The 12727-nt window shown below is 68.5% G+C and carries 11 protein-coding genes; 8 read left to right on the top strand and 3 right to left on the bottom strand.

Annotated elements, in window-relative coordinates; all coding sequences use genetic code 11:
* Positions 1–6: 6 nt before the first annotated feature.
* The 6 genes from trmB to DB31_RS43390 all read left to right on the top strand — a co-directional run bounded on the left by trmB (position 7) and on the right by DB31_RS43390 (position 6895).
* Complete coding sequence (gene trmB / locus DB31_RS43415) at positions 7–627, top strand: tRNA (guanosine(46)-N7)-methyltransferase TrmB (RefSeq protein WP_044199707.1); 621 nt, start codon at positions 7–9, stop codon at positions 625–627.
* Positions 628–711: 84 nt separating this feature from the next.
* The gene (locus DB31_RS43410; protein WP_157232492.1) at positions 712–1770 is read left to right on the top strand and encodes a diguanylate cyclase; all 1059 of its coding nucleotides are present in this window, start codon (positions 712–714) and stop codon (positions 1768–1770) included.
* A gap of 46 nt (positions 1771–1816) precedes the next feature.
* Positions 1817–2227 carry a lipoprotein gene (locus DB31_RS43405; protein ID WP_044199696.1) on the top strand — a complete coding sequence of 137 codons (411 nt, stop codon included), beginning with the start codon at positions 1817–1819 and terminating at the stop codon, positions 2225–2227.
* Positions 2228–2731: 504 nt separating this feature from the next.
* Complete coding sequence (locus DB31_RS51095; protein WP_240487283.1) at positions 2732–3469, top strand: hypothetical protein; 738 nt, start codon at positions 2732–2734, stop codon at positions 3467–3469.
* Between the two features lie 11 nt (positions 3470–3480).
* The gene (locus DB31_RS43395) at positions 3481–3900 is read left to right on the top strand and encodes a cupredoxin domain-containing protein (protein ID WP_044199691.1); all 420 of its coding nucleotides are present in this window, start codon (positions 3481–3483) and stop codon (positions 3898–3900) included.
* Between the two features lie 43 nt (positions 3901–3943).
* Entirely contained in the window at positions 3944–6895 is a 2952-nt protein-coding gene (locus tag DB31_RS43390) for a helicase C-terminal domain-containing protein (protein WP_044199688.1), read from the top strand.
* Between the two features lie 30 nt (positions 6896–6925).
* On the opposite strand, the gene DB31_RS43385 is transcribed toward DB31_RS43390, so the two are convergent.
* The gene (locus DB31_RS43385; RefSeq protein WP_083969241.1) at positions 6926–8230 is read right to left on the bottom strand and encodes a phytoene desaturase family protein; all 1305 of its coding nucleotides are present in this window, start codon (positions 8228–8230) and stop codon (positions 6926–6928) included.
* 261 nt (positions 8231–8491) lie between these two features.
* On the opposite strand from DB31_RS43385, the gene DB31_RS43380 reads away from it, so the two are divergent.
* Positions 8492–9952 carry a type I restriction-modification system subunit M gene (locus DB31_RS43380; RefSeq protein WP_044199685.1) on the top strand — a complete coding sequence of 487 codons (1461 nt, stop codon included), beginning with the start codon at positions 8492–8494 and terminating at the stop codon, positions 9950–9952.
* The gene (locus DB31_RS43375) at positions 9942–11237 is read left to right on the top strand and encodes a restriction endonuclease subunit S (RefSeq protein WP_083969240.1); all 1296 of its coding nucleotides are present in this window, start codon (positions 9942–9944) and stop codon (positions 11235–11237) included. Before DB31_RS43380 ends, DB31_RS43375 begins: the two co-directional genes overlap by 11 nt.
* On the opposite strand, the gene DB31_RS43370 is transcribed toward DB31_RS43375, so the two are convergent.
* Positions 11221–11952, bottom strand: coding sequence for a methyl-accepting chemotaxis protein (locus tag DB31_RS43370; protein WP_044199683.1), 732 nt, complete (start codon positions 11950–11952; stop codon positions 11221–11223). The genes DB31_RS43375 and DB31_RS43370 overlap by 17 nt on opposite strands.
* 7 nt (positions 11953–11959) lie before the next feature.
* Positions 11960–12688: a HEAT repeat domain-containing protein gene (locus tag DB31_RS43365; protein ID WP_044199681.1), complete on the bottom strand. Its 729-nt coding sequence runs from the start codon at positions 12686–12688 to the stop codon at positions 11960–11962.
* Positions 12689–12727 lie beyond the last annotated feature (39 nt).

Here is a 12727-nt window from a genome sequence, read left to right as displayed (position 1 = left end):
TACGCCATGGCTCGTCCCCGCCTGCTGCCCGACCCGGTCGGCCTGAAGTTCACCACCCTGGAGGCCCCGCCCGATTGGGACGCGGAGTACGGTTTCTCTGGCCCCCTGGAGCTGGAGATGGGTTCCGGCGCCGGAGGCCACGCGCTGGAGTACTGTCGCCGCAACCCCCACGTGCGCTTCGTGGCCTTCGAGTGGCGCAAGAAGTACGCCCGCGACACGCTCGACCGTGGCGACAAGATGGGCCTGAAGAACCTGCGCGTGATTGAAGCCGACGCACGCGCCGTGGTGCCCCGCATCTTCGCCGACGGCTCCCTGTCCGCCATCCACCTCCAGTTCCCGGATCCATGGTGGAAGCGCGCCCACTTCAAGCGCGCCATCATCCAGCCGGACTTCGCCCGTCTGCTTTTGAACAAGCTGGCGCCTGGCGGCAAGTTCGACCTGCGGACCGACGTGGAGGATAGGGCGCGCGGAATGCTGGCCATCCTCGAGGAGGCGGGCTTCCACAATCCCCTCGGGCAGGGCGCCTTCCATCCGTACGATCCCGAGGAAGTCCCCTCCACCCGTGAGCGGCGCTACCTCCAGAGTGGGGAGCCCGTCTACCGGGCCCGACTCGTCAAGCCTGGTTGAAAAATCACCAAGGGGGTGACTTGGCAGCCCCCATCTGTCTGGAGAGAATCCGGGAACGCCTGCGCGGCGGGAGGGTTCTTCGGGATGGGGGAGACGATGCCGGAGAGCAGCGCCATCAAGAAGGCCCCCGAGGGCAGCCGTCGAGCGGCCGCCCCGGGCGAATACTCAGACCGCACGGTCCTGATCGTCGACGACGATCCGGCCCACGTGCAGCACGTGCGCCAGGGGCTGGCGCCGCACGGCTACCGCTTTCGCGAGGCAAGAGACGGCGCGCAGGCGCTGTCGGCCATCCGCGAGCACCGGCCGGACCTCATCCTCATGGACGTGGAGATGCCGGGCCTGGGCGGGGTGGAGGTGTGCCGCATCATCAAGGCCAACTCGGGCGACGGGGGCTTCGGCTTCATCCCTGTCATCCTGATGACGGCGCGGCAGGCGGCCGGCAAGGTGGAGGGGCTGGAGCTGGGAGCGGACGACTACCTGGTGAAGCCCTTCGACATGCTGGAGCTGGGCGCGCGGGTGAAGTCCATGCTGCGGCTCAAGGCCCTGCAGGACACACTGGTGGAGAAGAACCGCGAGCTGGACCGGGCCAACAAGGAGCTGGCCCGCAAGCGCGAGGAGCTGTTGGCGCTCAGCCGCACGGATGCGCTCACCGGCCTGAGCAACCGGCGCTACTTCGAGGAGCGCATTCAGGAGGAGTTCGCCCGCGCCCGGCGCTACCGCGCGCCGCTGTCGCTGGTGATGCTGGACATCGACTACTTCAAGCGCGTCAACGACACCTACGGGCACCCCTTCGGGGACGAGGTGCTGCGCGCGGTGGCCCAGGTGACGCGGGCGCGGCTGCGCGAGGTGGACATGCTGGCGCGCTACGGCGGCGAAGAGCTCATTGCCCTGCTGCCGGAGACGAGCCCCGCGGACGCGCTGCGCGCCTGCGAGCGGGTGCGCGAGGCCATCGAGGGCCTCCAGTTGGAGTATCAAGCTCCTGATGGGACGAAGAAGGAGGTGCGCTGCACGGCCTCGCTGGGGCTGGCCTCCATCCCCTCTCCCAGCATCCAGACCCCCGAGGAGCTCATGCGCTCGGCGGACGAGTGCCTCTATGCGGCCAAGGGAGCAGGCCGCAACCGCGTTCGACAGCATGAAGAGTAGTGCCGTAACGCTTTGCGCCGGGCGGGCTTTGGCCTAGATCTGCCCCATGCGTCTGTCCGCGATGCCGCTGCTCGTGCTGGCCCTGCTCGCCCTCGGCGGCTGTGGGAAGACCCAGTTCACCACGCCGCAAAATGCCTACACCTCCTTCCATGAGCACGTGAAGCGCGGGGAGTACAAGGAGGCGTATGCCGCACTGTCCCAAGGCACGCAGACGGCGCTGACGGCCCGGGCCCAGGCGCTGAAGGACACTTCGGGCGGCAAGGCGGACCTGGAGCCTTATGAGTTGCTCTTCATGAATTCTGCCCCCCCAGCGGATGTTACGGACATTACGTTGGTGCGTGAGGAGGGGGACGTAGCGACCGTGCGCGTGCTCTCCTCGGGACAGGCTCGCGAGGTCCGCCTGGTCCGAGAAGCTTCGGGGTGGAAGGTAGATTTATCGGATTCACTCAAGCCATGAGCCCTTGTGCTCCCTCCCTTCATGGCTATCAGGTAGCGTGAGAACGTGAACGATCGGAAACCACGGCGGGTAGTGCCCGCAGTCGAGGTCATCCGGCGCCCTGCCTCGGCGACGCCGGGCACTGTGGCGCCTACCCCGGCCTCGAGCCCCACCCCTAGCCCTTCTCCCACTCCGCGGCCGGCGGCGACGCCCATGCCCCGGCCCACCACAGCCAGTGCTCCCGTGCCTGCGCCGGCTCCCCGGCCGGCCACCCCGAGCGCTCCACTGCCGGCTCCCACGCCTCGGCCCGCCGCCTCTGGCGCACCGGTGCCCTCGGCCCCGCCCCGGCCCACCGTTCCCGGTGCGGCCTCGCCCTCTCCTCGGCCGTCGCCCCGGCCTGGAGGTCCTCCCCGAGGCCCTCCGGGAGCGCCCGGCGCTGGACCGCGTGCCGGAGGCCCTGGACGCTTTGCTCCCCGCGGGCCGCCACGGCCGCCCCCCACGCCCGAGCAGGTCCAGGCGCTGGCGGTGCGCGAGCGCGTGCCCGCCCGCATCGCCAAGGGTGAGCTCGAAGGGAAGATGAAGTGCCGCATCTGGCGCAAGCTGCACGCCGAGGAGGCCAAGCGCTTCGACCAGGTGTACGACCTGATTGGCAAGAACCCGGGGCTGTCGCTCGGAGACGCGTTTGGCGTCGTTCAGAGCGGAATGACGGTCGCCGAGTTCATGGCGCGCAAAGAGCGCACCCAGCGCAAGGCCGCCATCAAGCAGGCGCGCGGCGAGGTGGAGAACGCGGCGGTGGCCGACTTCCTCTCCGGGCTGGTGGCCGCGAAGCAAGAGCTGGCGGTGGTGCTGGGTGAGCGCACCGTGCTGGACACGCTCACCACCGAAGAGCCCATCGCGTTCATCTTCGAGCGCACCGGACGCCTGGAGAAGCTCCAGGTGGTACTGCTGGCGCGCCGCACGGACTGGGAGAAGCTGCTGCCCACGCTGGAGCGGGACCCGAAGCTCACGCAGAAGCCCGCCAGCGTGGCCCGTCAGCCGGACAAGCGCCCGTTCTCTGACCCGCGCCCTTTCCTGCCGCAGGTGGGACAGCCCGTCCGCCTGGTGCTCCGCAACGGCGTCACCTTGAAGATGACTCTGCAGAAGGCCGGACGGTTCGATCTGCTGCTGGGCGAGCCAGGGAGCGAGGTCTTCATCCCCCTGCACGCCATCCTGCGCTTCGAGGCGGCCCCCGCTCCTGCTGCGGAGCCGGCTCCCGCCGAGTAGAAGAGGACCCCATGCGACGTTTCTTCTCGAAGATCATCAAGCCGCTGCTGGCCCTGGCGGCTACCGGGGCCGTCCTCGCCTCGCAGCAGGGGTGCTCCAAGGAGCAGAAGGCGGAGACGCCTCCCGCCGCAGCGGCCTCCGAGACTCGCAAGCCGGGCGATGGCCCGCGCGTCATTACGCTCACCGTGACGGAGAAGGGCTATGAGCCCTCGCCCATCTCGCTGAAGAAGGACGAGCCGGTGAAGCTGGTCGTCACCCGGAAGACCGAGGAGACGTGCGCCACGGAGATCGTGATGAAGGACTACGGCATCAACACGCCGCTGCCCCTCAACACCCCCGTGGAAATCGCGTTCACCCCGAACAAGACGGGGACCCTTACCTACGGCTGCGCGATGGGTCAGATGATCAGCGGCGCGTTCATGGTGGAGTGAGGCTCGGCCCGACGCCGGAAGGCGGCTAGGCTGGGCCCTACCCATGGGCAGTGCGGCGGAGCTTTTGACACGGCATGTGTTCCTCGATCTCGAGACGACGGGGCTGGATCCCCGTACGGACGAGGTCATCGAGCTGGGTGCCCTCTTCTTCGAGAACGGCCAGGAGGTGCGCCGCATCGCCCGGCTGTACTCGCCCTCGAGGCCCCTGCCCATCACCATCCGCCGGCTGACGGGCATCGATGACGCCCTGCTCGAGGGCCGGCCCCGGTTCGGCAGCGACATCGCCGAGCTGCGCGAGGCCCTCAGGGGCTGGACGGTGGTGGCGCACAACGCGCCTTTTGAAAAAGGCTTCCTCCCGGACTTGCTGGGGCCCATCCGCGCTCCGGTGCTCGACTCGTGCGAGCTGCTGCACTACCTGCACCCGGAGCTGTCGAGCCACTCGCTGGAGTCGATGCTGCGGTGGGCGGGGCAGAAGCCGCGCACGGCGCACCGCGTGGTGACGGACTGCCTGGCCACCCACGCGGTGCTGGTGCACGCCATGGACGGGTGTATCCGCGACGGCCGCGCGGATGACATCGCGGACCTGTTGGCCACGCTGGATCCTCGCTCGAAGGCGGCGCTGAGGCTCGCGCAGGCGGAGGCCGGCGAGGCGGCCGTGGACGAGGACAGCGCCTCGGAGGAGCAACCGCTGCTGTCGCTGCTCTACCGCCTATGGGAGGCATGCCGGGCGAAGCCGATGCCTCTCAAGCTGGAGACCACCGGAGGGTTCCTCCAGGGCCGCCCCGAGCGCCTGCGTGCCGGAGGTGCCAAGGCCCCACCCGAGCCCGAGCCGGGAACTCCCGTGCAGCCGGTTCGCGCTGACGAGGTGACGGCGCTGCTGGGGCCCGGAGGGGCACTGGAGAAGCAGGAAGAGGGCTTCAAGAGCCGACCCGCGCAGCTCGAGATGTCGCGGGCGGTGGCGCGTACGCTCTCCGAGGGCGGTCAGCTCGCGGTGGAGGCGAGCACGGGCACAGGCAAGTCCCTGGCGTACCTGGCACCGTCGGCGCTGTTCGCGGCGCGCAACGGGCGCAAGGTGGCGGTGGCGCCCCACACCAAGACGCTGCAGGACCAGCTCATCGAGAAGGACCTGCCCCGGCTTCACCGTGCCACCGGGGGCGCCTTCGGCTACGCGCTGCTCAAGGGCCAGACGAACTACCTGTGCCGCCGCCGCGCGCTGGACGCGACACTGGTGGAACCGGGGATGCGGCACGAAGCCCGCGCGCCCCGGGCCTACCTCCGCGCGTTCATGCGGCGCAGCACGGATGGGGACCTGGATCGGCTGAGCCACTGGTTCCGCGAGCGCTTCCCGCAGATGAACACGCTGGTGCCCGCGGTGCGCTCCGAGGCGGCGACGACGCTGGGCGAGCGGTGCCCGCACTACCACCGGTGCTACTACCATTCGGCGGTGGCGCAGGCGCGGGCGGCGGATGTGCTCGTCATCAACCAGTCGCTGGCCTTCGCGTGGCCGCCTCGCTACCCCAAGCTGGATCACCTGGTGCTCGACGAGGCGCACGAGGTGGAGGATGTGGCCACCACGGCGCTCACCCTGGAGCTGTCGGACCTGACCTTCCTCCGGCTCAGCGAGCGGCTGAATGGGCGGGATGGCCGGAAAGGCCTCATCGCCGAGCTGCGGCGCGCCCTGGTGAGCACGCGGCGGGACATCGGTCTCGCGGTGATGAACGAGCTGCATGGCGCTCTGAGCACCTTGTTCAACATGGCCATGGTTCTGGGCGAGCAGGTGACAGCGCTGTGCGAGCCCGCGGCGTCGCCCAACGAGGACTCGGACGAGGCGGCCTATGCCCCCGAGCTGCGGATCACCCCGGCGGTGCGGGCCTTGCCCGCGTGGGCGCCCCTCCGTGAATCCCTCCAGGACATGCGCGAGGTGCTGCAGCGGGTGCACAAGGTGCTGACACTGCTCGTGCCCGAGGCCATGCCAGACATGGCGGTGCGGCAGCCAGCGCTCGAGCGCGAGCTGGCGGGTGCTGCCTCGGAGTTGGCGGATCTGACGAGGCTGGCGGAAGAACTGGCGGGAGAGCCTGCAGAGAGCCGGTGCTACGCGGCCACGGCGGAGCCCAAGCGCTCCCGGTGGAGCGTGGGAGCGCAGCCGATCGACGTCTCGTCGTATGTGTCGCGCGACTTCGCGGCGACGAAGCGGTCGCTGGTGCTGACCTCGGCCACACTGAGCACAGGGCAGGAAAACCCATTCGTCCTACGGCGCCTGGGACTGTCGGGGCGTGGAGAGACACCCGCGCCCCGGCTGCTGCGAGCCCCCTCCCCCTTCAAGCTGCGGGAGCAGGCGCTGGTGGTGCTGGTGACGGACGCGCCGCGGGCCCACGAGGAGCCGTTCGTGGAGTGGGCGTCGATGCGCATCTCCGGACTGGCCCAGGCCATGGGCGGACGACTGCTGGGCCTGTTCGCCTCCACGCGGCGGATGGAGCGGGTGGGACTCGCGGTGCAGTCCCGGCTGGAGCCGATGGGCATCGAGGTCATGCGGCAGACGCGTGGGCACGGGCGCTCGCTGGTGGCACGACAGGAGCGGGACGCGGGCACGGTGCTGCTGGGTACCAAGAGCTTCTGGCAAGGCGTGGACATCCCCGGGCGCGGCGTGGGGTGCGTCTTCATCGACAAGCTGCCGCTGGAGCCTCCGAGCCGGCCGCTGGTGGCCTCGCGCGAGGAGGCGCTGACCCGTGGTGGCAGTGAGTACCTCGGGTTCATCCAGTACCGGCTGCCTCGAGCGTTGCTGCTGATGCGCCAGGGGGTGGGGCGGTTGATCCGCTCGCACAATGACCGGGGCGTGGTGGTGATCGCCGACCCGGGCAATCCGAGCTACCGCTCCCAGTTGCTCGACGCGCTGTCGGGCTACCGGGTGGAGGCCCTGCCTTGGGCCGAGGCCCGCCTGCGCATCCACGCGGCGCTGCGCGAGATGGGCCTCACCGTCGACCCGAACCGCCCCTGAGCTGCACCTGGGCACCTCGACCCGCGAAGGTCAGGTGCGCACTCTGCGCAACACCGCCTTCGCGGCAAGGCGGGCCGAGAGCACGGCCGCTCCCGCGTGCTCTCCTGGTGGGTGCACGGAGTTGCCCACATGGAACACGTCCCGCGCCGGGTCATAGCCCGGCGCTTTGTGGACGCTCGTCTTGGAGAACGCGGGCACCGGGTAACACGACAGGCCGTGCAGCTGGCTGTACTCCTTCACGGACACGAAGCGCTGATAAAGGAGTGCAGCCTGGAGCCCCGGCAGCAGGCGCTCTGCTTTCTCGAGAGCATAGCGCTCGACGCGCTGGCGCTCCTCCGGAGAGAACTCCTCCACCCCACGCGGGAACGGCAGATAGAGGTTGATCGAGTAGTAGTCCGGCTTGGGCGGCAAGTCGCTCGCGAACAGGTGGAACCCGAACGCCTCCGGCATCTGCCCCTCGTCCAGACTGCGCATCCAGCCCACCACGTTGCGCGGAAACCACGTGATCGTGTGGAACCCCTGCGGGAACGGCAGGCTCTTCTTCACCGCGAGGTGGATCATCCCCAGCGCCAGCCCCGGCTTCGCATCCGCCGGGAAGCTGCCCCACCGCGGCTCGCTCGTGACGACCTGCCGCGCGATGTACTCGCCGCCAGCCGTGGCGACCGCCTTGAGATCTCCCCGGATGGAGATGCCCGTGCACTCCGTGCGCAGCAGGAGCTTGCCCCCGAGCGCCTCGAACCGCTCGACCATCCGCTGGACGAGCACACCCGGCCCTCCCTCGGGGATGATCGACTGGTCGTACCCGTAGGCGTACTCCTTGGAGAAGCCCGCCAGCAGCTCGTCGATCCGGAGGTCCTCTGGCGTCCTCGAAGACGGATAGGCGAACGAGTTCAAGAAGTCGGCGAAGTCCGGGCTCCGAATACGCCCGTGCACGAGCTGCGCGAGGGTCTCGTACTGCCCCAGGAGGGCCGGGTTCTTCAGCGTGCGGAGCAACCTCCAGACATCTCCCGGGTGCCGCGCGAGCGAGAGCATCATCCGGCCCGTCGGCGGGAGCTCGTAGACCTCGCGCTCCAGCGTGAACCGCGTCCGCACGCGCTTGAAGCGGACCTGGACGCCCAGCTCGCTCAGCTCCCGCTCCAGGCCCGTCCCGAAGTCGTTGCAGGCGATGACGAACTCGTAGCCGTCCAGCATCCGCGTTCCACAGAGCCCCCCCGGCACCTCGCGCCGCTCCAGGATCAGCACCTGGAGGCCGCTCTGCTGGAGGCGCAGTCCCGCGGCCAGCCCGGCGAGCCCCGCCCCGATAACAATGGCGTCATACACCGGTGATTCATGCATGTTTCAGCGCCTTTCGAATCGAGCCCCTGGCTCGGGCCCATGGGGATTTTCCAACCCACTGTATCGGTGTCTGTCAACACTACCCAGTGTATTTGTTTCACGGCCGTGCTCCCATGGTGAGGCCGGTCGATGTAGCCTGGACCGAACTGAGGCAGTGCGACGCTCGCAGCGCGCTGCCAAGGGGGGACGTTGGCCAGGAAATCCACAACCGGTGTTCAGAGACAGCGACACCCTCAGCATGCGTCCCAGGCCCCCCGAATCATGGGGCTGGTCAAGGAGCTCTGGCAGGCCGCCGTGGCCCTCCGAGGCTCCATCGAGCCCGCCGAGTACAAGCGCTTCGTGCTCCCCTTCATCTTCCTGCGCATCCTCTCGATCCGTCAGGAGAAGCACCGGCCAGGCGCCGTCCCCGTTCCCAAGAAGGCCCGCTGGAGCGAGCTGCTCGCGCACGCCGAAGACGCCGACATCAAGCTCCGCCTCGACGATGCCCTGGAGGCGCTGGAGAAGGCGTACCCGGATCCACTGCGCGGAATGCTGCCGAGGATCTACGCCACGTCCAACGTGGACCGGCACATCGTGACGCGGCTGTTCCACTTGTTCTCGTGCGACGCCTTCGACAACGGAGACGGGGAGGATCTTCTCGGCCGCATCTACCAGTACTTCATCGGCGAGTTCGCCTCCTCCGAAGGCAAGCGTGGCGGCGAGTACTTCACTCCCACCACCATCGTGGAACTCCTCGTGGCCATGCTGGAGCCCACGCGCGGCATCGTCTACGACCCGTGCTGCGGCTCGGGCGGCATGTTCGTGCAGTCGGACGTGTTCGCGAAGCACCGGGGCCGGCTCATGTTCTTCGGCCAGGAGAGCAAGGAGTTCACCTACCGCCTGTGCCGGGTGAACCTGTTCATCCATGGCCTCGGGGGCGACATCCGCCTGGGCAACACCTACTCGGAAGACCGGCATCCCCAGCTGAAGGCGGACTACATCCTGTCCAACCCGCCCTTCAACGATGGCTCCAAGGGGCGCGAGGGCTGGGGCGCCGACCAGCTCTCCGAGGATGACCCCAGGCTGGTGATTGCCGGGCAGAAGATGCCGCTGTCTCCGCGCAACGCCAACCCCATGTGGATGATGCACTTCCTGTATCACCTCAAGGAGGGAGGCACCGCGGGCTTCGTCATGGCCGCAGGAGAGCTGTCCAACAACCAGACCGGCCGGCTGGAGGTGCGCCGGACCCTGGTGGAGGCCGACTTCGTGGACTGCGTGGTCCAGCTCTCCGCGCAGCTCTTCGCCAACACGCAGATCCCCTGCACGCTCTGGTTCCTCTCCAAGGCGCGCACGGGCGGGCGGGAGAGCCGCAAGCGCACCGGGGAGATCCTCTTTATCGATGGGCGCGGGATGGGCGCGCTCATCCCAGGCTCGCGGAAGCAGAAGCAGCTGAGCCCCGAGGAGATCACCCGCATCGCCGCCACCTATCAGGAGTTCCGCCGCAAGGGCCGCCCCCAAGAGGTGCCCGGCTTCGCCCGCGTGGCGAGCCTCCAGGAGGTACGAGACCAGGGCTACGCGCTCACGCCCGGGCGCTACGTGGGCGCCGCGAACCTGGAGGACGCCGAGGAATTCGAGGAGCGTCTGCCCCGGCTGACCGCGCAGCTAGAGCAGGAACTCGACAAGGCGGCGGCGCTGGATGCGCGGCTACGGGTGCTCGTGAAGGAACTGCGCCATGGCGAGTGAACGCAGGACTGTGACGCTGGGGGAGCTGTGTGAGCTCCGGGCGGGGGTGGCCTTTCCGCCCCAGTTTCAGGGGCACAACCACGGCGAGTTTCCGTTCCTCAAGGTCAGCGACTTGAACCGCCCCGGCAACGAGCTCTTCATCGTGGGCGCGGAGAACGCGGTGGACGCCGAGACCGCCGCGAAGCTACGGGCCCGGCCCATTCCCGCAGGCTCAGTCATCTTCGCGAAGATCGGCGAGGCGATCCGCCAGAACCGGAAGCGGCTGACGACACGGCCCACCCTGCTCGACAACAACCTGATGGCGGCCGTCCCTCGCGAGAGCGTGGACGCGCGCTTTCTCTACTACCTGCTGTGCACACTCGACTTCGAGGAGCTGATCGAGGGCTCAGCGCTGCCGTACCTCAAGTCCTCCGCCCTGGAGCGGCACGAGGTCGAGGTGCCGCCGGTCCAGGTCCAGCGGCGCATTGCTGAGGTGCTGGGGACGCTCGATGAGAGGCTTGAGCTCACCCGCCAGCTGAACCGGACGATCGAGGAACTGATCCGGACGCTGTTCGAAGCCTGGTTCGTCACCTTCCAGCCGGTGGCCGCGAAGGCCGAAGGACACGCACCGCTGGGTATGAGTGCCGAGACTGCGGCGCTGTTCCCGAGCACGTTCGACCTGACAGAGGAAGGGGCCCTGCCCACGGGCTGGCGCTGGGGCACCCTGGGGGACGTCGCCCGCCAGATCCGGGAGATCGTCTATCCCGGACAGATCGAGGGCTCGACCCCCTACATCGGGCTGGAGCACATGCCCCCGCGGTCCATCACGCTGCCGCGCTGGGGAGAGGCCTCGGAGGTACAGAGCCAGAAGTGCCGGTTCCGCGCGGGCCACTTCCTGTTCGGCAAGCTGCGCCCCTACTTCCACAAGGTGGGCATCGCTCCTGTTGACGGCGTCTGCTCCACCGACATCGTCGTGGTGGAGCCCACGGACCCGGTGTACGCGAGTCTTGTGCTCGGCCACCTCTCCAGTGCGGAGTTCGTCAGCTACACCGACTTGGGCTCCGGCGGCACGCGAATGCCTCGGACGAGTTGGGAGCGCATGGCCCACTACCCGATTGCCCTCCCTGATACGCAGTGCGCCGAGGCGCTCAACCGGCACACGCGGCCCCTCCTGGACATGCTGAACGCCAACATCCAGCAGAACCGCACGCTCATGGCGCTCCGCGACCTGGTCCTGCCTCAGCTGCTCTCAGAAGAGTCCCTGCCCGCGTGGAGCCGGGACACCCGTGTCACAGCCGACCTTTGATACGCGACTCCAGCGTGCGCAGGTCATCCATCCACTCGCTCTTCACGCCCTCCTGCTGGGCGCGCTCCAGCGCATGACTGAGCACCAGCGCGTCATCCTCCACCTGCTTGCGCAGCACGTGCATCATGCCCCGCGTCGCATCGAAGAGGTCCTTCAGCTCATCCTTGTCGCGCAGCCCGTAGGGCGGCGGACGGATGGTGCCACCCGCCACGTCCTTCACCATGCGGCGGATGCGCAGCAGCGGGCCGGCCACCCGGTGCGTCAGCACGATGCTCGTCAGCGCAATCAACACCAGGAACGCCGCGAATGCGCCCATGAACACCGTCCACATGGTGCGCTGGCGCCGCTCCAGCTCCGCCTTCTGCGCGACGATGGCCGCCCGCTCCGCCTCGTAGCGCTCGTCAATGGCCTTGGAGGTCGCCTCCAGCTGCGCCACGAAGACCGGATCCCCCATCCGCTTGATGAGCTCGTTGGAGAGCGTGGCGTTGGACAGCTCGCGGCTGGCCTCGGCGGCGCGCGAGCGGGCTTCCAGTGAGTTGTTCGCCTCGTCCAGCAGCGCCCGCGTGTTCCGGTACAGGAACACCCCCAGCCCCGCCGCCACCACCAGCGCCACGGCAATCAGGTACACCGTGAACTTCAGCTGGAACTTCGGCTCGAGGAGGAAGTTGCGCCACTGGCGCCGCTTGCTGCCATCCTTCTGCGGTTCTGAGGACATAGGGGTTTCAGGTACTCCACTCGAAGGTTTCCGCGGCGTCCTCGATGGCCTTGGGAATCAGCGCCTTGAGGAGATCCGCGGGCTCGGCCCCGGAGGCCTGCACGTCCACCTGCCCGAGCAGGGCCATGTCCGGGTACCGCAAACACAGGACGGCCAGGCGCAGCCCGCCGCCCTCCGTATTCGAAATCTCGATGTTGAGCTGGTAGCCACGGATGCTGTTCTTTTTCAGCACGCCCTGCGCGGCCTTTTTTGTCTCTTTGGGAGGCGCCAGCATCGCCCCCGCGTGGATGAGCCGCCGCTTCAGGCGCTCCTCGGAGATCTTCACCAACTCCGGAGACAGTGAGCCCGTCTTGTCCTTCAGCCCTAGCGCCACGTACAGGCGCGGCTTGCGGTTCTTGAAGTCCTCCAGGGCCTTGATGGCCTCGCGCACGGCCACCAGCGTGGCGGCGTCCTTCTCCTGGTGCTTCTTCAAGCAATCCAGGCCCGAGGCCTCCTTCAGCGTCGCCAGCCCCTTGGCGGCGGCCGCGCGGACCACCTCACTCTCATCCTCCAGCCCCGTGCACAGCGGGCGGACGGCCTCGGGCTCCTCGGTGGCCCCCAGCACCAGCGCCGCCTGGGAGCGGGCACGAGGATCCTTGCCCTTCTCTAGCTGCTTGGTGAGGAACGCCACGCGGGCATCCACCTGAGCCAGGGCAGGCAGGGCAAACAACAGGAGCGCAACGGGCAAAAGCCGCATGGGGTGGCCAAGCACTTTAGCGCACCCTGAGCACCCTCT

The sequence above is a fragment of the Hyalangium minutum genome, from assembly GCF_000737315.1.
Classification (GTDB): Bacteria; Myxococcota; Myxococcia; order Myxococcales; family Myxococcaceae; genus Hyalangium; species Hyalangium minutum.
This window is presented reverse-complemented; position numbering and strand designations above follow the sequence as displayed.